The 22,123-nt window shown below is 39.4% G+C and carries 18 protein-coding genes; 13 read left to right on the forward strand and 5 right to left on the reverse strand.

The window, feature by feature from the left end:
* Positions 1-14 precede the first annotated feature (14 nt).
* Positions 15-1,535, forward strand: a complete 1,521-nt coding sequence (locus Q0093_RS08495) for a DUF6850 family outer membrane beta-barrel protein (RefSeq protein ID WP_297929674.1) — start codon at positions 15-17, stop codon at positions 1,533-1,535.
* A 9-nt stretch (positions 1,536-1,544) separates the two neighbouring features.
* On the opposite strand, the gene Q0093_RS08500 is transcribed toward Q0093_RS08495, so the two are convergent.
* Positions 1,545-2,609, reverse strand: a complete 1,065-nt coding sequence (locus Q0093_RS08500; protein ID WP_297929676.1) for a winged helix DNA-binding domain-containing protein — start codon at positions 2,607-2,609, stop codon at positions 1,545-1,547.
* 460 nt (positions 2,610-3,069) lie between these two features.
* On the opposite strand from Q0093_RS08500, the gene Q0093_RS08505 reads away from it, so the two are divergent.
* On the forward strand, positions 3,070-6,288 hold the full coding sequence (locus Q0093_RS08505) for a glycoside hydrolase family 2 TIM barrel-domain containing protein (RefSeq protein WP_297929678.1): 3,219 nt from the start codon (positions 3,070-3,072) through the stop codon (positions 6,286-6,288).
* Between the two features lie 252 nt (positions 6,289-6,540).
* Here Q0093_RS08505 and Q0093_RS08510 read toward each other — a convergent pair whose 3' ends face one another.
* Positions 6,541-7,065: a DUF6125 family protein gene (locus Q0093_RS08510; RefSeq protein ID WP_294177824.1), complete on the reverse strand. Its 525-nt coding sequence runs from the start codon at positions 7,063-7,065 to the stop codon at positions 6,541-6,543.
* Positions 7,066-7,071: 6 nt separating this feature from the next.
* Complete coding sequence (locus tag Q0093_RS08515) at positions 7,072-7,641, reverse strand: NUDIX hydrolase (protein ID WP_297929681.1); 570 nt, start codon at positions 7,639-7,641, stop codon at positions 7,072-7,074.
* Positions 7,642-7,797: 156 nt separating this feature from the next.
* Between Q0093_RS08515 and Q0093_RS08520 the strand changes: the two genes are divergently transcribed.
* The 6 genes from Q0093_RS08520 (at position 7,798) to Q0093_RS08545 (ending at position 11,561) form a co-directional block, all read left to right on the forward strand.
* Positions 7,798-8,526: a hypothetical protein gene (locus tag Q0093_RS08520; RefSeq protein WP_294177822.1), complete on the forward strand. Its 729-nt coding sequence runs from the start codon at positions 7,798-7,800 to the stop codon at positions 8,524-8,526.
* A gap of 142 nt (positions 8,527-8,668) precedes the next feature.
* Positions 8,669-9,796, forward strand: a complete 1,128-nt coding sequence (locus tag Q0093_RS08525) for an aldose epimerase family protein (RefSeq protein ID WP_297929684.1) — start codon at positions 8,669-8,671, stop codon at positions 9,794-9,796.
* 103 nt (positions 9,797-9,899) lie between these two features.
* Positions 9,900-10,466, forward strand: a complete 567-nt coding sequence (locus tag Q0093_RS08530; protein WP_294177820.1) for a cob(I)yrinic acid a,c-diamide adenosyltransferase — start codon at positions 9,900-9,902, stop codon at positions 10,464-10,466.
* Between the two features lie 72 nt (positions 10,467-10,538).
* A complete protein-coding gene (locus Q0093_RS08535) occupies positions 10,539-10,760 on the forward strand; it encodes a DUF2795 domain-containing protein (RefSeq protein ID WP_009318182.1) in 222 nt (73 codons plus the stop codon).
* A gap of 346 nt (positions 10,761-11,106) precedes the next feature.
* Positions 11,107-11,319 carry a helix-turn-helix transcriptional regulator gene (locus tag Q0093_RS08540; RefSeq protein ID WP_297929686.1) on the forward strand — a complete coding sequence of 71 codons (213 nt, stop codon included), beginning with the start codon at positions 11,107-11,109 and terminating at the stop codon, positions 11,317-11,319.
* A 68-nt stretch (positions 11,320-11,387) separates the two neighbouring features.
* Positions 11,388-11,561, forward strand: coding sequence for a hypothetical protein (locus Q0093_RS08545; protein WP_297929688.1), 174 nt, complete (start codon positions 11,388-11,390; stop codon positions 11,559-11,561).
* A gap of 36 nt (positions 11,562-11,597) precedes the next feature.
* Here the strand turns inward: Q0093_RS08545 and Q0093_RS08550 are convergent, their stop codons facing one another.
* Complete coding sequence (locus Q0093_RS08550) at positions 11,598-11,948, reverse strand: transposase (protein ID WP_297929690.1); 351 nt, start codon at positions 11,946-11,948, stop codon at positions 11,598-11,600.
* Positions 11,929-12,270, reverse strand: coding sequence for a transposase (locus Q0093_RS08555; RefSeq protein ID WP_297929692.1), 342 nt, complete (start codon positions 12,268-12,270; stop codon positions 11,929-11,931). The genes Q0093_RS08550 and Q0093_RS08555 overlap by 20 nt, the downstream gene beginning before the upstream one ends.
* Positions 12,271-12,580: 310 nt before the next feature.
* Between Q0093_RS08555 and Q0093_RS08560 the strand changes: the two genes are divergently transcribed.
* The 5 genes from Q0093_RS08560 (at position 12,581) to Q0093_RS08580 (ending at position 22,121) form a co-directional block, all read left to right on the forward strand.
* Positions 12,581-15,418 (forward strand): TonB-dependent receptor, encoded by a 2,838-nt coding sequence (locus Q0093_RS08560; RefSeq protein ID WP_297929695.1) that lies wholly within the window; start codon positions 12,581-12,583, stop codon positions 15,416-15,418.
* A gap of 23 nt (positions 15,419-15,441) precedes the next feature.
* Positions 15,442-16,911, forward strand: a complete 1,470-nt coding sequence (locus tag Q0093_RS08565; RefSeq protein ID WP_297929697.1) for a hypothetical protein — start codon at positions 15,442-15,444, stop codon at positions 16,909-16,911.
* A gap of 136 nt (positions 16,912-17,047) precedes the next feature.
* The gene (locus Q0093_RS08570; RefSeq protein ID WP_297929699.1) at positions 17,048-19,393 is read left to right on the forward strand and encodes a GH92 family glycosyl hydrolase; all 2,346 of its coding nucleotides are present in this window, start codon (positions 17,048-17,050) and stop codon (positions 19,391-19,393) included.
* Between the two features lie 319 nt (positions 19,394-19,712).
* Positions 19,713-20,702, forward strand: coding sequence for a PorP/SprF family type IX secretion system membrane protein (locus Q0093_RS08575; protein ID WP_297929700.1), 990 nt, complete (start codon positions 19,713-19,715; stop codon positions 20,700-20,702).
* A gap of 3 nt (positions 20,703-20,705) precedes the next feature.
* Positions 20,706-22,121: an SUMF1/EgtB/PvdO family nonheme iron enzyme gene (locus Q0093_RS08580; RefSeq protein WP_031258934.1), complete on the forward strand. Its 1,416-nt coding sequence runs from the start codon at positions 20,706-20,708 to the stop codon at positions 22,119-22,121.
* Positions 22,122-22,123 lie beyond the last annotated feature (2 nt).

The raw sequence follows: 22,123 nt of genomic DNA on the forward strand, positions 1-22,123 counted from the left end.
AAACTGAATGCGAGATGAAAAAGGTATGTGCTGTCATTTTATCGTTTTTGTTGTATCCGGCTTTCTCGTATGCTGGGGATACCCTTTCTGTCGTGCAGCGGAATATGCAGAATAATTCGGTCGGAGAAACCTTTTTCAATTTGGTTTATTATAATCCGGCAGAAAAATATTATCAGCATACTCTGACTCTTACCGAAGTAAATGCGATCATTGAGTATTCGGATGAAGATCAGCCGATATTTTTGCAAAAAGGAGATGGTTTGATTCGCGGGTCGTTTGATGTAGATTCATATATTGCTTTGAAAAATAGAAAATTGTGGGGACAGGCTCATTATAGAAATGGAGTGAAACGAAATGTCGTTTGGAGCGAGACATCTGATTATGATTGGGTATATCCTTATGTTTTGGGAGATTCGGTCGGTGGAAATTTAAGATGCGAGGAATATTATTTTGCCGGGGGATATGCCCGGGAATATGCTCGTGTCACTTGGGGTGGAACGTTGGATTATAGGGCTGCCGTGGAATTTAGAAATATCGACCCTCGTCCTAAAAATGTTATTGGAGAGTTGAATGCTTCGTTAGGTATTTCGTTGCGGACAAAAACTCATTATGGTATTGGAATATCTGCTTTTGCAACAAAATATAAACAATCTAATGAAATAAAATTTTATAGCGAATTAGGTCAGTCAAAAGTTTATCATTTTACCGGAATGGGAATGGACTATGTCCGTTTTTCGGGGAATAATAACAGTGCATATTATAAAGGAAAATCTTTTGGCGGAAATATCGGAATCTCTTCCCATAAACAAAACGGATTTTCCGGGACGTTCTCCTATCGTTATTATTCTTGTGAGAAAATAATTTCATCTTTGAATGAATTACCGATGGCTTTGATACATGAACATTCCGGAAAATTTGAAATAGGTTACCGTAATACCACGAAATACGGGGTATGGGGTGTAAAGGGGTATGGTAATGTTTCTCGTAGAAACGGAATTGAAAATCTGTTTGACGATGCAGCCAATGAAATCTATCCGAAAATAGGTGAAGTAGAACAATATCATAACGATGTTTTCTACACAGGTATTGCCGGTATGTATGAGGCAGAAGTTACAGGAGGATATAAATTGTCTTTGTTGCCTGAGGTTATCTATAAGCGAAACAAAGCATCATATATTTATCCGTCTCGTTCGCTTGAAGAAAATCGTTTGACCGGAAACTTTTCTTTACGGGGATATAAGGTGTGGGAAAATTGTTTTTTGCAAATAGATGCCGGAATTGGCTATTCTCGTGCTTTTGACACGGATATTGCTTTATCGGAAATGGAGATTACAGATCCCGGAGTTTTGAATATGCTTTATCGTAATTATCGTTTTATTTCATCAAACAGCATATTTTCTGATATTGGCATACAGTTCTCGCATCAGATTCTGAAGAATTATCTGTTGCAGATTAAAGCTGCTTGGAAGCATGGTTGCTATACGGGTAAAGTCAAGTCTGACTATATATCAGGGACTATAGGAATATCTTTTTAATATAGGCTTTTAGAAGGTAGGAAAAGAATCGATAAATTGTTTATATCGTTTTTCTGCATTTTCGATAAGATGTTGATTAATAGAGATTGTTTTTTCGAAAAAAGATGTCTTTATAGTTATCCCTGATTTGTTTCGAAGAAGTTCCCAGTTACCCGAAATTTTTCCGTTATGTAAGATAACAGGGTAAAATATTCCGTAATTGTTAAATGCCTTTGAACGAAATTTTTCGTTTAAGACCTCGCTTCGATCTTTATAGCTGATCAAATATTCATCGAATGAGGGTAAAAGATGAAAAATATTTTTTTGAGGTAAATTTTTGTTTGAATATGATTCATGGATGAATATTTCTTTTTGATTGTCGAGTCGTTCTTTTAGTAGACAAGGTTTGATATGGTCGATAGCTTGTCGGGCTTCTGTAATAGACAATCCCGACCACCATGTAAAATCTTCTAATGTGGCAGGAGAATGACTTTGGAAATATTTGTTTGCCAGTTTAGCAAGAGCTTCGTCTTTCGTTATTTCCTTGGTTGGTGAGACACGTTCGTTAAGTAGAGCATAAGTTTGTTTGTTCCCTTTGTTTATTCCACTACAAATGATTTTTTCTGTCTCTGCCCGGATAAGAAATCTATTTAACCGAGGTATATCGATTTCTATATTTTCTTTCTTTAAAATATCTCCGATCTCTTGTTTGGTGAGGTGGTTATGTCCTGTTAGGTGTTTCTCTATTAACCGGTTGCATTTTGTGTATAGCTTTTCTGTTATTCCCAGATTTTTTCCGAAAGACTCGTTGGCCGATCTTATTCGCTGTGCTGAGAGCTCTAACATCCACTGTATATCTTCTGCAATAATAAAGTGCCATGTAGGACGCAATATGTGCATTCGTAATATTTCTCCCTGTTGAAGGGCTTTTTCTATGATGTTATCTGTAACGTCCTTGAGTCGGATACCGATTGCCCATTTCGCCATATTGTAGTTTTGTGCTTGAATAGCTCCCATCCATGATACGATTTCTTTGGGGGTATTGAATACCGGTTTTGTCAATTGTTGGCTATATAAGCGGATGTTTATAAGCATATACTTTTTTTACCGTAAAAATAGATAAAAAATTAAAGAATAAAATTTGATGTGAGCTATTTTAATAAATGGTATTCTTTTACTAAGAATAAGCAGAAAGGAATAAGGTATATAAAAAATGTAAAAAAGACACTTGTCGGATTATTCATCATTTGATTTTAGTATTATTTGTTTAAATTTGCAAAAAGCCTTGGGTTTTGTCGTCTAAATTTTGTTCGGGTCAGATTTGAGAGTTTTTTTCGAAGATATTTTTTTCGATCAGAAGTGTAGGTTATGTGACGTACAGGAACAGGAAAACAAACCAAAAAAACTTAAAGAGTATGGAGATAGTTTTTATCAAAAGATTTAGATAGGTTCTTATATGGTTATCTTTTGTTAAATGAAAAATATTGCTGTCTATTCTCGTTTTAGAAAATTGTCCAAATATTAAAGAGGATAAATTATAAAATATAATACACCCATGAAAAAAACATCCATTTTTGCATTATTGTTTTTGGTTATGATAGGTGGTGCTTTTGCCCAGAATCCTGACCGGTATGCCGAAATAACCGATCCGAAAGTTGTGAGTATAAATAAAGAACCTGCTCGTGCCAGTTTTATTTCATTTCGGGACGAAAGTAGTGCGTTGGTAGGAAATCCTTTGTCGGGAGCAGATTATTTGTTACTGAACGGAAAGTGGAAATTTAATTATGTCGAGCGATTCAATGATCGTCCGGTCGATTTTATGAATCCTTCTTACGATGTGAGCAAATGGGCGGATATTCAAGTGCCGGGAAATTGGGAAATGCAGGGATTCGGAGATCCTATTTATACGAATATCCCTTATGAATTTGTCTCTGCAGGCTATAGTAAGTATCTGCAACATCCTATGCCCCCTTATGTTCCTAAAGAATGGAATCCGACAGGAACTTATCGTCGAGATTTTGATCTTCCCGATTGGAACGGGAAAGATATTTTTTTAAGTGCCGACGGAGTAAAAGGTGCAGCTTATTTCTATCTGAACGGGGAATTTATCGGGATGTCAAAAGCCGCAAAAGCTCCGGCGCGTTTTAATATTACAAGGTACGCTAAACCCGGTAAAAATACGTTAGCGGTACAGATACATCGTTTTTCGGACGGAAATTATTTGGAATGTCAGGATTTTTGGCGTTTAACTGGATTTGAGAGAGATGTGTATGTCTATGCCCAACCGAAAGTGCGGCTGGCCGATTTTTTTGCACGCACTCCTTTAGACGTTTCTTTTAAAAATGGTATGCTTGATTTGGATATAACGCTGAATAATGCTTCGGGCACAGTCCAATCATATACTGTAATGTATAAGGTTCTCGATAAACAGGGTAAAATTGTTGCTGACGGAGAGAAAAAACGTCCTTTTTCAGAAGGTCTGTCTACCATGAATTTTAAAACGGTTCTTCCGAATGTTGCTGCATGGACTGCCGAAACTCCAAACCTTTATACTTTACAGATAACTATTAAAGACGGGAATGGAAAAATCTCTGAATCGATAGCCAGCCGTATAGGTTTCCGTACTGTTGAGATAAAGGGTAAACAGTTGTTGGTGAACGGGCAACCGATCCTTGTAAAGGGAGTAAATATTCATGAGCATAATGGGTATACGGGGCATTATGTTCCGGAAGAACTGATGCAAAAAGATTTCGAACTTTTTAAAAAATATAATGTGAATACTGTTCGCACCAGTCATTATCCGCAGCCGGAACGTTTTTATCAATTGTGCGATGAATATGGCTTATATGTGATTGACGAGGCGAATATAGAATCGCACGGAATGGGATATGACATACAAAAAGGACATTCTTTAGCGAATAATCCGGATTGGGTAGATGCCCATATGGATCGCACTCGGAGTATGGTCGAAAGGGATAAAAACCACCCGTCGGTCATTATTTGGTCTTTAGGGAACGAATCGGGAAATGGGGTTTGTTTTTATGATACTTACCGGTGGATTCGAGAAACCGATCCTTCCCGTCCGATACAGTATGAACGGGCTGGAATGGAGTGGAATACCGATATTTTCTGCCCGATGTATAGCTCCATAGAAGGGATTAGAAACTATGCTACGAATAAAAACTCCGATCGTCCGTTGATATTATGCGAGTATGCTCATGCTATGGGAAACAGTCTCGGGAATTTCCAAGATTATTGGGACACGATCGAAAAATATGATTTATTGCAGGGCGGATGTATTTGGGATTGGGTAGACCAAGGATTGATCGCTAAGAATGCAAAAGGAGAGTCTTATTGGGCCTACGGGGGAGATTTCGGAGAGGAAGGTACGCCTACGGATGGAGACTTTTGTATTAACGGTCTGGTTTATCCCGATCGTAAAGTTAAACCTCATACGATCGAGATGGGAAAAGTTTATCAAAATATAAAATTTACCGATTTTGATCCGATACGGGGAACTGTGAATATAAAGAACGGTTTTTTCTTTACCGACCTGAATAAATATAATATCGTATATACGATAAAAGCAGACGGTAAAGCTGTTGAAAGTGGTAATATATCTCTTAGTCTTGCTCCTCAACAAGTTAAACAAGTCAAGATAGAAAAGTTACCCTCTGTGCACCCTGCTCCGGTTGATTATCAGATTCTTTTTGAAGCCAAAATAAAAGATGCAGAGCCGTTTTTGCCCGTAGGTTATGTAATTGCCAGTGAACAGATGCCGATAAATACTTATGTAAAGGAAAAAGCAAAATTGCCGCAAGGAACGATCAGCGTCAAAGAAGATAAGAATTTTGTAACTTTATCCGGGAAAGATTTTAAGGTCGTTTTTGATAAGAGTTCTGGTTTTATGACTTCATACCGATATAAAGGAACTGAATATATCCTGAATGGTTTCGGGCTGAGACCTGTATTTTGGAGAGCTCCTTTGGATAATGACTACGGATGGGATACCCCTAATTGTCTGAGGGTCTGGAAAGATGCGACATACCAAAATCTTGTGCCCAAAAATTTTGTGATAGAAAAAACAGAAAATGGCGTAAAAGTGTCATGTCGTTATCCTTATCGTCGTATCAATTCTCATTGGGATGTATCGTATAGAGTTTTTGCCGATGGGACAATAAATGTAGATAACACATTTACTGTAAACAATAAAGATGTTCCGGCAATACCGCGTATCGGTTTACGGATGCAAATGCCGGTCGATTTTACTGACCTTACTTATTATGGACGAGGTCCTTGGGAAAATTATCAGGATAGAAAAACAAGTTGTTTTGTCGGAGAATATTCTTGTCGTGTAACAGATATGTTTGAGCCGTATATTCGTCCGCAGGAAAATAGTCACCGTACCGATATTATTTGGTTCTCGTTATCCGATAAAAAAGGAAAAGGCTTGTTGGTTGTAGCAGACGATAAGTTGGAGATGAATGTTTCGAATTATACCCTTGAAAGTTTAGATAGTGGGGAATTCAGGGATGATATTCCTCAACGTCCGTCGGTTTTGACCCAACGCCATACGTGCGATGCAAAACCTCAGCAATTGGTAGATCTTTTTATCGATTATAAAATGATGGGTATCGGAGGAGATAATTCATGGGGAGCTCAGCCTCGTAATGAATATCAGATTAAGTTGAATCCCGGTAAGGTTTCTTATGGCTTTACGCTTGTCCCTTATGATACGAAAGCGGATAGGAGGAGTTTTATAAAACAGTATTAATATAGGATGTTTAAAAGAGAAAAGCAGGAATCGGTAATATTACCAGTTCCTGCTTTTACATTCACAATACACACACATACTAAAATAACACTCTTTTAGTATTTCCGTTACAAAGATAAGTATTTCAATCGGTTATCAAAATAAAAAATCGATAAAATACTTTGTTCCAATGTCGGAAAGGTGTTTTTTTTATTTAATCTCGTTAATTTATACCTGATTTGAATGCCCGAATAAAAATATATTTATCTTTTTTTAATCTGCTTTTGTCTCATTTCGTAATGTAAATTTCCAACAACAGGCACATTTAGGGTCGGTAATATCGGGGAAGCAGCTTATTGTCTCACAATCAAATCTTGGATCGATCTCTTTTGCAAAATAAGTATATTCTATGATTCCTACCGATTTACAAGGATGTAAAGGCATTCCTTTACGAGTGCGGGCAGTTTGTACACGACAGTCAATAACTTTGTAAATAAGAGTGTTATTTGTTATTTGGGTCTCGCTTTTATTTAAAAAAGCATTGAAATGGAAATCAAGAGCTTTTTTTAAACCGTTTATACCCGCTTTTTCGGGTAATTTTAAAAATGCTTTAATACGTTTGGCTTCAATTACAGTATATTTCCTCCATGCATTTTGGTCATGCTCTATGGCTTCATCCATGCCGAGCTTAGTCTCTATGGATTGAAACCATACACCGTCCAATGCCAGCATATTTTTAGCAAAAATATGTACTAATTCGATGAGTTCTTGTTTTGATAGTTGTTCTAATTGATCCATAAAAATTTAAAAATGCCTGTTTTCTCCATATAATGCAATATACTTCCATAAAGGAGCAGCATGTTGGGCTTGAGTTACTTTATTATTTTCCAATAGATCTTTTACCTCTTCGATAGTCAAGAGCTTTACTTGTATATCTTCTGTCGCTTCTAAGTGAGGTTCGGATATTTTTTCTACATTAGTAGCAAGATAGCAATAAGTTAAGTTTGTATGGGTTCCCGGGTTGGGTGATATGATCATAAACTCCTCCCATTCGCCTTTCCCGTAACCGGTCTCTTCCATTAATTCCCTTTGTGCGGAGATTAACGGAGACGAATCTTCTTTTTCACAAACTCCGGCACACAACTCGTATGAAGTACTTCGCAATCCGTGACGATATTGTCGTTCGAAAATAAATTTTCCATCTTTAGTAATTGCGATTACATTGACCCAATTAGGGTATTCTAAAACATAATATGAATCGATCGTGTTTCCGTTAGGGAGTTGCACTTTTTCTTTGCGTACGGTAAACCATGGCTCTTGAGATATATACTGACTGCTCAATACTTTCCATGCCATGTCGTCTTTTTCTTTCATTTCTTTGCAAATAAAGTAGTTTGGAGAACAAATATATATCATGTGATTTGTTTACGAGTAATTTTATGAGCTGTTTTTCATCTTTGAATAAAAAACAATACCTTTGCGCTCGACCTTAAATTAAGTTCTGTATTCAGGAAATAGTTTGATTACGACATGTCGAAACGTATCTTAAAGCAATATTGTACTAAAAATTTTCGTAAAATAAGACATCGGAAAGGTTTCGGTGTCCATTCTCCGTTTGCTTATAATTTAATAACCAAAGTAATAGAAGAAACTTATAGCTATTATGCCTATCAACAGATCGAGGAAGTGTGGCATACTCGGGTATGCAATAGGCTTACTCAAGACGATTTTCAACGACGTAAACCTGTTTCGGAAAAATATGGGCGCTTGCTTTTTCGTATGGTCAACCGATTTCGTCCGGGTATAATATTCGAATATGGTTCTTGTTGGGGTATTTCGTCTTTGTGTCTTTATTTAGGGAATACCCGGTCTCAGCTTTTTTGTGCAGACCCAGATCCTCGTATTTATAATTTCTCGAAAGATGTCATACCTTCTGATTTTCAAAACATTCATTTCTTTAATTCTTGTTTTTTAGAAGGCTTGTCAGAATGCCAGAAATTCGGTACGCCTGGTTTTATTTGTATTCACCGTCCGGCTGACACACAAGAATATGAATCAATTTATAATCGGTTATTTTCCTGTTTGGGAGAAAATACAGTTATCCTCATAGAAGGAATACATTCGGAGGGTAGAGCCTTAGATGCGTGGCACAGATTTATCTTGGACGAAAGAATCCGGGTGACAATGGACTTATTTGATTTGGGAATTGTATTTTGTGATCCTAAATTAAATAAACAAGATTACATTGTCGCATTTTAATATTGCTTTTCAAAAAAAATTTGTATCTTGCTTTCGCAAAATAATTTGAAATAAGGTGTCCCTATGAGTTTTTGTTCCGATAGGGGAAGGGGTATCTCTTTTTCGGTTTATTGAATTTGTTAATCACTAATCACATACGCAAATGAAACGGTTATTATCTTTATGTTTTCTACTTCCTTTATTAGTGGGATGTAACTCCGGTCCGAAAGTGACTTTGTTACCTGATTCGCAATTTGATACTATTATAGATGGTAAAAAAGTTGCGCTTTATACGTTGAAGAATGCCAAAGGAATGGCTATGCAAGTGACGAATTACGGGGCTCGGGTAGTCTCTTTATGGGCTCCCGATCGGGCAGGAAAAATGTCTGATGTAGTTCTTGGATATAAGGATATTCACAGTTATGTCAATAACCCTGGCGAACGTTTTTTAGGTGCTGCTATTGGTCGGTACGGGAATCGTATTGCAAACGGCAAATTTACTTTAGATGGCAAGGAATATCAGTTGGCTGCTTATAATAATGGACAGTGTTTACATGGAGGTCTTAAAAGTTTTGACCGGGTGGTTTGGAATGTAGATAGCGTGATGCCGAACAAGATATGTTTTTCTTATTTATCTCCGGATGGAGAAGAGAATTTTCCGGGTAATTTGAATGTCAAAATGACTTATGAGCTTACGGATAATGATGATTTTGAGATTAATTATACTGCTACCACAGATAAAGCTACACCGGTTAATTTGACGAATCATACTTTCTTTAATCTTAAGGGTGAAGGGAATGGAGATATATTGGCTCATGAGTTGACTATACGGGCTTCTCATTTTACTCCGGTGGATAGTCTTTTGATTCCCACAGGAGAATTAAAGGAAACTCTCGGAACTCCTTTTGACTTTCAGAAACCTCGTCAAATCGGTAGTCGTATAGATATGGATGATCCTCAATTGCGGAATGGTCAAGGATATGATCATAACTGGGTGTTGGATCGTCATACTGATAAGAATTTGGAATGGGCAGCGACTGTTTTCGAACCGGTAACAGGGCGTCAGCTTGAAGTTTGGACCACAGAGCCCGGATTACAATTTTATAGTGGAAATTTCTTTGATGGGGCAGCTACCGGAAAATCAGGACAGCCGTATGATTACCGTTGCGGTATTGCTTTGGAGACACAGCATTTCCCGGATTCACCTAACCATCCGGATTTCCCGAGTACGATTCTTAAACCCGGAGAAGCTTATCAGCAAACATGTGTTTATAAGTTCCGGATAAAATGATCGGATGATTGCATGAAAATCATATAATTTGATTAAATTAGCACTGCTTCGGTAGAACCGGGCGGTGCTGATTTGTTTATTATATCGATATAATTGATGAATTATGGAGAAAAGTAAAATTTATACGAGAACGGGAGACCGGGGGCAAACTTCTTTAGTGGGAGGAAAGCGAGTTTCGAAATATGATGTGCGTTTAGAGGCTTATGGAACAGTTGATGAGTTGAATTCATACTTAGGTATGTTGATAGCGACTTTGCCCGTTTCATCTTCAGATACAGAACTATTGCAGTTTATCCAAAATAAGCTGTTTGTCGTAGGTTCTTATCTGGCAACTGATACCGCATTTACCGAATTGCGCGAAGCAAGCCGAATGAAAGTTGCAGATGTAGAGCGTATAGAACGGCGTATCGATGAAATTGATCGTGTATTGCCACCGCTCAATCGATTTGTTTTGCCCGGAGGAGTTCCGGCTGCGGTTAAAGCTCATATTTGCCGGACGGTTTGTCGTCGGGCGGAAAGACGTATTTGTGAAGTTGCCGGACAATATGAGGTAGATGAACTTATTCTTCGTTTTGTAAATCGATTGTCGGATTATCTGTTTGTCTTATCGCGCTTTATGAATGTAGAAGAAGGTATAGAAGAAATTTATTGGAATAATAGTTGCGAATGAGAAATTTTATTCTATTTTTGCGGAAAATTTAGACAAGCTCTTAGAAGGAAAAAACATTAAAAGCATATAATTATGTACTGGACGTTAGAATTAGCATCTAAATTGGAAGATGCGCCTTGGCCTGCAACTAAAGATGAGTTGATTGATTATGCAATGCGTTCGGGAGCCCCTCTTGAGGTAATCGAAAATTTACAGGAAATGGAAGATGAAGGTGAGATATATGAGTGTATAGAAGATATTTGGCCTGACTATCCTAGTAAAGAAGATTTTTTCTTCAACGAGGAGGAGTATTAATCTCTTTTGATGCATAATTAAAGTAGGAATTATGATATGTGAGGCAGCCTGTTATGGGCTGCTTTCTTGTTTTGTAGTCGTTATGAGTTTTCTGGATTTAGAGTCTGTTTAAATTTTCTGATAAAATTATATATTCAAACTTTTTAATTCTCCTTTTGATTTTATACGCCATGAAGCCCGTTATATTCTTCATTGGAATCGAAAAAGCGTCCCTAAAAGATTTTCAAAAAATGTTTGTGTAAAATTTAAACATGTCCCAATATTTATGCTAATTATAGTATGTTGAAATATCGGCTGTACTCTTATAAATTTGTATACTATAATTAGTGAGTTAAAATCTATCAACATGAAACACGAAATTTTAGTTTCGTTTGGACGCAAGGTGCAGATGAGGCGAAAAGAATTGAAATTGTCTCAAGAGCAGTTGGCTGAGGAAGCAGGATTGCATCGTACATATATTGGCATGATAGAAAGAGCAGAAAAAAACGTAACGCTTGTGAATATTGAAAAAATTGCAAAGGCGTTAAAAATTAGCATATCGGAGTTGTTCTTGTTCTAACCATTATCAAATACTCTTCACGTTGATATTCGTGACCTTATTATACTTCATAAAACTAAAATCGCATTATGACTGACATCAAAAGTATTATCGACAATAATTCAGAAGCGATCAGAAATGCTGTTTCTGAAAAATTGTTGCATTTAACGTCAGGTACTGAAGGCTATATAACTGCCTGGAAAGTTCTCCAAGACGAGGCTGCCGAAGTCGTTGTTGATATTCTAAAAACCTTTACTTCCTAACTGTGAGTTCTATATACCTAAAGGCTAAGAGCCTGTCTAAATTTTATTCAACAATAATCTAATAGCCGAAATCTTGACCACGATCTCCGCAGTTTCAATAGCCCTCTCATAGTTTCTACATAATCTCCTGTAATTGTCGAACCAATCGAATGTTCTTTCCACAACCCACCTCTTCTTCAGAGGTTTAAAACCTTTTTTCTTGTCTCCGCTCACCACTATCTCCACCTTGTATCCCGTATCCCTCCTGATCCTTTCCGCAAACTTGCCCTGATAGCCTGCGTCGGCAAGGATCACCTTCACCGGAGAAAGAGAATCTTTCAATATACGGGTCAGAGTCAAGGAGGCCGTCCCGTCATGAACTCCGGCATCAGTGACCATAACGGCCAAGGGAAAGCCGTTTTTGTCTACCGCTAAATGACGCTTTGATGCCCTTGACCTTCTTGTTCCCGTCAAAGCCCTTGGGACTGCGGTTATCTCCCCAATGGACGCTCCGGCTGTCCATGATTCCGAGACTGGCTTCTCGATTTTGCCCCATCCGGAGGCGTACCTTTCCGCTCAAGTCATTGAGCAGCAGATCGATCTCTCCCAAGGAAGACCATTTGCGATAATAATAGCAGACTGTCTTCCATGGGGCGAAATCACCGGGAAGCATACGCCATTGGCAGCCCGTTTTAATTATATAAAAAATGACGTTCCATATCTCTCGCAAATCTATAGCAAAATGTTTTGTTACTTTTTTGCTCGATACTTTATTAAGTCTTGAAATACTTTGAAAAGCGGTGTATAAGGGAAATAGAAGTTTATGTTAAAATATGGTACACTATTTTTAGAGCTTGTCTAACTTTTGTTCCGATAATTTTTTGAACAGAGTTACAAAATTCTTTTTATATTATATATTCTAATTTTCCCGGATTTGTGTAATATGATTGTTACGGCTTTATAAAATAAATGTAGCCATGTTGCATTAAGCTTGTAATTTGCGTGTCGGATATTTGCATCGTAAAAAGAACAAAGCAAGAATGATGAACAGAATTACATTGAAACAACTTTCTTTTTTAGTAATAGTTTTTTTCCTATTTTCTTCTACGACATCGGTTGCACAAACTATTTCAGGTAAAGTATTTGATAAAGAGACCGGAGAACCGGTATTGGGTGCAACCATTTTATTAGCGGGATCTTCTGTTGCGACAGCATCTGGAGAAGATGGTTCGTATCTGTTAAAAAACTTACCGGCAAATAAATCTTTGGAAATAGAGTGCCGTTTTATCGGATATAGTGTTCATAAAGAGACTATCATGCTTCAGAAAGGAGAGACGAAAAATATCGATTTCTTTTTGGTCTCAGAAGATAAGCAACTTGACGGAGTCGTTGTTACAGGGGTAAGAAGACGAAATACCGAGACGGCGATGATTTCGAATATAAAGAATGCCTTGACTGTTTCTACGGGTATATCGGCTGCACAGATTATAAAAACATCCGATAGTGATGCCGCCGAGATTATCAAAAGAGTACCGGGCATTTCCCTTATTGAGAACCGGTTTATTATTGTAAGGGGGCTTTCTCAAAGGTATAACAACGTGTCGATCAATAATGGTGCGGTACCGAGTTCCGAAGCCGACGGTCGAGCTTTTTCTTTCGATATTATACCCAGTTCCAATATCGACAATATGATGATTATCAAATCTCCGACAGCAGAATTGCCGGGTGATTTCTCCGGAGGGTTTATAAAAATTTCGACGAAAAATATGCCGGATGAAAATTCTCTCTCTTTAAGTGTCGGTACTGGAATAAATACAGTTACCCATTTTGAAGATTTTTCATTGTTGAAATCATCTTCGACCGAATGGTTGGGATTCGATCGGTGTGCACGACCTTTATCTAAGGATTTTCCTTCGCATTTGGGATCGATAACCGATCCGGCTCAAATTACTTATTACACAAAAAACGGGTTTAATAATGATTGGAATGTAAAAACATTTCGTCCTCTTCCCGACTTAAAGTTTAATTTGACATGGAATCGGAAAATCGGAGATAAAGTCGGTACGATTCTCACTTTCGGATATAGTAATGCAAACAAGACAATTCCGGATATGCAGAATACTCGATACGGAATATATAGTGCCACGGCGGATGTACCTACTATTGAGAAGAATTATGTCGATAATCAGTTTACAAATGAGGTGAAAATCAATGCGATGAATAACTGGTCTTTTATTCTTGATTCGAGAAATCGATTCGAGTTCAGGAATCTTTTCTCTCAGATCGGGAAAAACCGTTTTACTGAACGTTACGGAACGAGTACAGTAAGCGGAGAGTATTATGAAAATCAGACGGAGATGCTATATTCTTCAAGATTAAGTTATGTGGGGCAGCTTGCCGGACTGCATACATTGGATGAGGATATGACCCAGACATTGAACTGGACTGTCGATTATTCGTATGCCAATAAAATGGAACCTGATCGTCGGATTATAAAAAATATCGGAGGAATTCCTGCCGATAAAGTAATCACTCCCGATTTACCCTCTTATAACGATATGATAAACCGTTATGATCAGAAGTTGTACGATCATATTGCTTCGGTCGGAGCAGATTATAAAAAAAGTTTTTCCGATCACTCGTGGAATCCTGAGATAAAATCGGGGATATATGGTGAATATCGCATGCGTGAATATACACCGAGAGAATTTATTTATCGCTATGATAGACTTTCGGGTGATGAACGGGTAGATTATATAAATTTACCTTATACCGAAATGATGAATGAAAAATGGCTTGGTTATGATAAAGTTTATATAGAGGAGACGACACGTAAATCGAATGCGTATGACGGAAAGAATAGTATTGCGGCCGCTTATGTAGAAGGGGTATTTCCATTCGGTGCGTTTCAAGCGAATCTGGGCGTGCGTGCCGAGTGGTGGAATATGTCGATAAAATATGACCGGGCGATCAGTGCTTCACAGATATTGATGACAAAATATAAGTATGATAAAGTATCGGTTCTTCCGTCGTTGAATGCGACTTACAATTTTAATGATAAAAATCTTGTCCGGTTGGCATACGGGCGTTCGGTCAACCGTCCGGAATTTCGTGAAGTTTCTCCTGCCGTTTATTATGATTTTGAGCTTTTTGCCGAAGTGCAAGGAAATCCCGATTTGAAAATGGCTACGATCGATAATGTGGACCTGCGATATGAGCTTTATCCTTCGGCCGGAGAAACCGTCAGTATCGGATTGTTTTATAAGAACTTTAAAAATCCGATAGAATGGAACTTCATCGATATGGGCGGAAGTTATCGTTACAGCTATGAAAATGCCCGTAGCGCTTATACAACCGGAGTTGAAGTAGATATCCGGAAGTCTCTCGACTTTATCAATGTCCCCGACTTGACTTTAGTCCTTAATGCGGCATGGGTAAAAAGCCGTGTAAAATTTAGCGAAGAAGGGTTGGTAAAAGAGAAAGACCGCCCTCTGCAAGGTCAGTCTCCGTATATCGTGAATGCCGGACTTTATTATACGTCTTCCGAAAAGATCGGATTATCGGCAAGTTTATTGTATAACATTATCGGTAAACGCATTGTCGGGGTCGGAAAATCCACCTCTGTCGATGGAAACAGCGACTATGATGTCCCTGATGCATACGAGATGCCTCGTAATGTTCTTGACTTGACCGTAAACAAGACATTCGGGAAGATGATTTCTTTGAAACTGGGGATCAAGGATATTCTGGCACAGCCGGTTATCATGAAACAATTTCCCACTACGACGATCGATGGAGTAAAACAAGAACGGGAACAGGTTACCCGGAAATATACGCCCGGAAGATCGGTCTCACTAAGTCTTTCTTTAAAGTTTTGATCATAAACCAAAATTAAAAAACGATGAAATCAAAATTGAAATTTTTTGTTTTAGCAGTAATCGGTGCTGTTTGTACAGCCGGATTTACGAGTTGTAACGATGATGATGACAATGGGGGAGATCCTGCTGTCACCGGAGAAGTTATCGATTTGGGAGATGGTTCCGACAATTATGAGATAGCGGGTGATTTGACATTGACCTATCCCAATACTTATAACTTGAAAGGTTTTGTTTATGTGCCTGACGGCAAGACGATAACGATAGAGCCGGGAGTGGTTATCAAAGGAGATAAAGCCAGTAAAGGTACGTTGATTATTGAACGTGGAGGTAAGATCATGGCGAGAGGTGAGCAGGACCGTCCTATCGTGTTTACTTCGTCACAAGCTCCCGGAAACCGAAAACCCGGAGATTGGGGTGGATTGATTATTTTAGGAAAAGCGAAGAATAACGCCGGTGAACAGACTATCGAAGGAGGTGTCCGTTCGAAGCACGGGGGAAACGATGATACGGATAATTCCGGCGTTTTAAGTTACGTACGTGTCGAATTTGCCGGGATAGAGTATTCTACCGATAACGAAATCAACGGTATTACCTTCGGATCGGTAGGTACGGGTACTCAAATCGACCATCTTCAGGTGTCTTATTCCGGAGATGACAGTTACGAATGGTTCGGTGGTAAAGTAGATGCCCGTTATTTAGTCTCTTTGGGGTGTTGGGATGATGATTTCGATACCGATAACGGCTATCAGGGACGAGTTCAGTTTGCTGTTGCCCTCCGTAATCCGCAATATGCCGATAAATCATGTTCGAATAGTTTTGAGTCGGATAATAACAGTTCAGGTAGCGTAATCGATCCGACTACCCGTCCTATTTTTGCCAACGTATCGCTTTTCGGTCCGGTTACCGATCCGGCCAATTATCAAGATAAAGGAAATGATAAGGGTAGTACGATGGGCTGTTTCCAGACCGGAGTTCAAATACGTCGGAGTTCGAACTGCAATCTGTTTAATTCCGTTATTGCCGGATATCCGATCGGTTTGATTATCGAGAACGATAAGACCGGGTCTAATTCTCAAGAATCTGCTACGACAGGGACATTGAATATTTCTGGATGTGTGATTGCAGGATGCCAAAAAGCATTCCAAGATAAAGCTCTGAATCCGAAAAATCGGGAAAGCGTTATCAACCCATCTGATCCCGGTACATTCGTGAGTGCATATTGGGCTACTGCTGCGCTCTCCAATGAAGGAGTCTTGTCTTCGATTTCTGATTTGAAATTAAAAGGAAATCCTCAATTATTGAACGGTACACCGGATATGTGTCCTAATGACGACAGTCCGTTGGCTACCGGTGCAGTATGGACCAATAGTTATGTAAATAATTCGTTCTTTACCAAAACCGTTTACAGAGGAGCTTTCGGTCCTACTGAAACCGCTTCGAGTAACTGGATGAGCGGATGGACTAATTTTGACCCTCAGAATACAGTATATTGATTAGATTCTTGTTTTGTCGGAAGGAGGGGGAAGAGATTTTCTCTCCTTTCTTTTTTATGTCTCGAAGTAATCCGGGACATTTTCGTTATATTTGCAGAATCTATTCTTCATAACTAATAACATACATGCACAAACCATGAATTGCAGAACAAAATCTTTATTGCTTCTATCTCTCTTGTTCTTAGTTACGGGATATGATCCGTTTACAATTGCCGCATCCTCCCATAGAAAAAAAGAGCGTCTTTCTGAATATGTGAATCCGTTTATCGGAGCAAGTACCAGTATCCGGAAGGCGAGAGCCGGTCATGGATTGGGAAAAACTTTTCCCGGAGCTACGACACCGTGGGGAATGACTCAAGCAAGTCCTAATACGATTACAGGAGGTGATAATGGACCGGGATATAGTGACGAACATACGACGATAGAAGGTTTTGCTTTGACGCAAATGAGCGGAATAGGCTGGTATGGCGATTTAGGTAATTTTTTGGTTATGCCTACAACTGGAGAATTGTTTACTTATCGGGGTACTGAACAGTATCCCGATAAAGGATACCGTTCGCGTTATGACAAGCGATCTGAAAAGGCTTCTGCCGGATACTATTCGGTTTTTCTTTCGGATTATAAAATAAAAGCGGAGTTGACAGCTACACCACATTGCGGAATTATGCGGTTTACTTATCCGAAACATAAACAAGCCCGTATTCAAATCGATCTTGCCCGTCGTGTGGGAGGAACTTCTACCCGACAGTATGTAGAGCGGGTGGATGATCGGACCATAAGAGGGTGGATGCGTTGTACGCCTGCTGGCGGAGGATGGGGCAATGGATCGGGAAAGGCCGATTACACGGTATATTTCTATGCGCAATTCAGTTGTCCGTTGAAAGAATACGGAATATGGAACGCCGATATTCCCGATAATTGGACACGCCGGTTGGGAGACATAGGAAAACCCGAATATGTAGATCGGATTATACATGCCGAGAAATTCCGAAACAGGGACGAAATGGAAGGTGATCATTTGGGATTTTATACGGAATTTCCTACGGAAGAAGGTGATGAGATGATTGTAAAAGCCGGTATCTCTTTTGTCAGTATGAAGGGTGCGGAGATGAATTTGAAAGCCGAAGTGCGAGGATGGGATTTTGACCGTTATCGGGATAAAGCGGCCTCTCTGTGGGATGAAGCTTTGGGCAAAATAAAAGTATCGGGAGGTACGCAAGATATGAAAACTATCTTTTATACGGCATTGTACCATACGATGATAGATCCGAGGGCTTTCACCGATGTTACAGGTGAATATATCGGAGGCGATAAACGGGTACATAAGACCGGCAATTTTACTAAACGGACGGTATTCAGCGGTTGGGACGTATTCAGAAGTCAGTTCCCTTTGCAGGCGATTATTAATCCAGAAGTCGTAAACGACATGATCTGTTCTTTCATATCTCTTGCCGAAGAGAATGGCACGAAATATTATGACCGGTGGGAGTTTATGAATGCTTATAGCGGATGTATGGTCGGAAATCCCGCTATATCGGTAATTGTGGACGCCTATCGGAAAGGAATTCGTAATTATGATGTAAAAAAGGCTTACGCTTATGCGGTAAATACAGCTGAGAAAATGGGGAATGACAAGAAACTCGGATATGTACCGGGAAGGGTTTCCGAAACATTGGAATATGCTTATGCCGATTGGTGTCTCTCTGTATTAGCGGAGGATTTGGATTGTAAAGAAGCTGCTGCTGAATATTTGAAACGCTCCCGTTCTTATTCTAAGGTTTTCGATGAAGAGAAAAAGTGGTTCAGACCTCGTAATGTAGATGGTACATGGAAGGACTGGCCTGAAGAAGGTAGGTTAAAAGAAAGTTTCGGATGTGTAGAAAGTAATCTCTATCAACAAGGGTGGTTTGTTCCCCATGATATTCCCGGAATGGTGAGTCTTATGGGTGGGCGGTCGAAAACTTTGGCCGATTTGACGAATTTTTTTGAGAAATGTCCATCTGATTTTTTGTGGAATGCTTATTATAACCATGCAAATGAGCCGGTTCATCATGTCCCGTTTCTTTTTAACCGTTTAGGTGCACCTTGGCTTACGCAATATTGGACGAGAGCTATTTGTAACGGGGCTTATAAAAATAAAGTAGAAGGTTTGGTCGGCAATGAAGATGTCGGACAAATGTCCGCATGGTATGTTTTGTCTGCTATCGGGTTTCATCCGGTATGTCCCGGAGAGACTCGTTACGAATTGACAGCACCATTGTTCGACCGGGTCGAAATAAAATTGGATGATCGTTATGCAAAGGGAAAAAGATTCGTAATCAAAACGGTTGGAAATGCTTCGGAGGCTTGTTATATCCAGTCTGCAAAACTAAACGGGAAATCTTTAGAAAAATGTTATATAGACCATAGCGATATTGTAAATGGCGGAGGGATATCTTTTCGATTGGCGTCACATCCTAATTATTCATGGGGACTTGAGTAATTCCGACGGATGTTTGTGAGACTGCTTTTTGTCCCGATAAGTATGTGATGTGCAAAAGCGGGAAAAAGGTCCGGAAAGAGACTTGAAAAGTCAGGATATATAGTTTACTTTTTGTTTCCGATGACCGCATCGAGTTAAAGATATATTTGTATTTTTGTGAGAAATTTAAGAGCCTGTCTGAATTTTACTCGGATCAGGTTTGAGATTTTCTTAAATAGGTTTTGAAATACTTGGACAATTTATCAGCCTTTTTTGAGTTATAAATTAAGGAAGTAATTAGACGGAAGTTGGTATTTTTTAATTCTGAAATAAAAAGTATATGCTTGTTCGGATCGGTTCGTCTTTTCGGGAAGCATTCGTCATGAGTATAAAAAAAATCATATCGCTATTTTTTTTGTTGCTCGGATTTGTAGAACTCCGGGCACAAGTCGATGCTCAGTTCAGTCAATATTGGGCATTGCCTAATTATTATAATGCCGGAGCGGTAGGACAAGACGGTAAATTAAATATTCGTGCCGGTTTGCGTCAGCAGTGGGTAGGTATGCCCGGAGCACCCAAGACGTTTTTAGTTTCGGCCGAAATGCCTTTTCGTTTATTTAAACAGAATCATGGAGTAGGATTGGCGATGACAAATGAAACTCTCGGCTTGTATTCGAATATGACGATTGCCCTCCAATATGCTTATAAAGTGCGTTTATGGCAGGGGCAGCTCAGTTTGGGATTGCAGTTGGGGTTGCTCGACCAGCGTTTTGACGGTACGGAAGTTTCTATACCTGAAAGCGATTATCACAATTCTTCAGATGACGGTATTCCCCAAAGTGAGTTGCAGGGAATGGCTTTCGATATGGGATTCGGAGTATTTTATTCCCATAAATATTTTTATGCAGGTCTTTCGTCAACACATCTTACCGAACCGGTGATTACGTTCGATGAAAAATATGAAACTTATACAGGACGTTCGTATTATTTTATCGCCGGGGGCAATATTCCTTTTAAAAATGCGTTATATGAGTTGCAGCCCTCGCTTTTGTTGAAGACGACGTTTCAGATCACCCAGGTGGAGTTGACGGCTCGTCTGAGATATAATAAGTTTTTGTGGGGGGGATTGTCTTATCGGTGGAAAGATGCGTTGGTGATTATGATTGGTGCTGATTATAAAAACTTTATGTTGGGATATTCCTATGATTATCCGGTTTCGGCAATTGTAAAGGCAACGAGTGGAAGCCATGAAGTTTTTTTAGGATATAGTTTAAAGATAGATTTTTCAAATAAGAACAAGAATAAACATAAAAGTATTCGGATACTATAATTTATGAAGAAGATCATGTTATTTTTGGCAATCGTGGGCATGCTGGTCTCTTGCGCTCCGTCTTCTGCACCTAATGGTGGAGAAGTGGTGGGAGTAAGCAGCACTGCTTTCGGTGAGCCTACACCTTACGGTATGGTATTGGTAAAACGCGGTTCTTTTGAAATAGGTCCGTCTGAGAAAGATACTCTTTGGGGAACTCCTCAAACAGCGAAAGGAATATCGATAGACGCTTTCTGGATGGATGAGACCGAGATTACCAATTCCGAGTATAAGCAATTCGTGTATTGGGTGCGGGATTCGATTATTCGGGAACGTCTTGCCGATCCGGCTTTTGGCGGGAACGAAGCATTTAAGATAGAAGAAGATCGGGATGGGAATCCGGTAAAACCTCATTTGAATTGGAATAAGGCGATTCCTTGGCGTAATCCGACCGAAGATGAGGCTCGGGCGATTGAGAGTGTCTATCGGATCAATCCGATTACCGGAGCGAAAGAGTTGGATGTGAGACAGCTTAATTATCGATACGAAGTGTTTAACTATACCGAAGCAGCAAAGCGGAAACACCGTCTCGACCCGGCACGTCGCATTTTGAATACTGACGTACAGCCTGACCCTGAAGCCGAAGTGCTCATTTCCAAAGATACGGCATTTTTCGATGACGATGGGCGGATTATCACACAAACGATTGTTCGTCCGTTGCAAAGCGAGTTCGATTTTCTGAATACCTATATCGTTAATATTTATCCTGATTCTACAGCTTGGGTAAATGACTTTGATAATGCATATAATGAGCCTTACATGCGTATGTATTTTGCCCATCCGGGTTATAACGATTATCCGGTAGTCGGTGTTTCATGGGAACAAGCGACGGCTTTTTGCGTATGGCGAACTCATTATTTGTTAGCCGGAATCAAAGGCGCTTCGTATATAGAACCTTATCGCCTGCCTACTGAAGCCGAATGGGAATATGCCGCACGTTCCGGGAAAAATGAGAATAAATTTCCTTGGTCCGAAGACGCTCCGATGTCGGATAAAGGATGTTTTTATGCTAACTTCAAACCGCAAAAGGGAAATTATGTAAAAGACGGAAATCTTATTACATCCCGAGTCGGAACATATCCACCTAATGAGTTCGGACTTTACGATATGGCGGGAAATGTATCGGAATGGACGTCGACAGCTTATACTGAGGGTGGAAATCTTTATACCAGCGACATGAATCCCGATTATCGTTATAATGCAGCGAAAGAAGATCCTTATCGGATGAAAAGGAAGATCGTACGTGGCGGTTCGTGGAAAGACGTGTCGAATTTTGTACGTTCTGACATACGTATGTGGGAATATCAGAATGAACAACGTTCGTATATCGGTTTCCGGTGTGTACGTACGCAAGTGGGATTCGCCAAAGGTCGTAAATAATA

Origin of the sequence: uncultured Coprobacter sp. (assembly GCF_947855755.1) — a bacterium.
Taxonomy (GTDB): Bacteria; Bacteroidota; Bacteroidia; order Bacteroidales; family Coprobacteraceae; genus Coprobacter.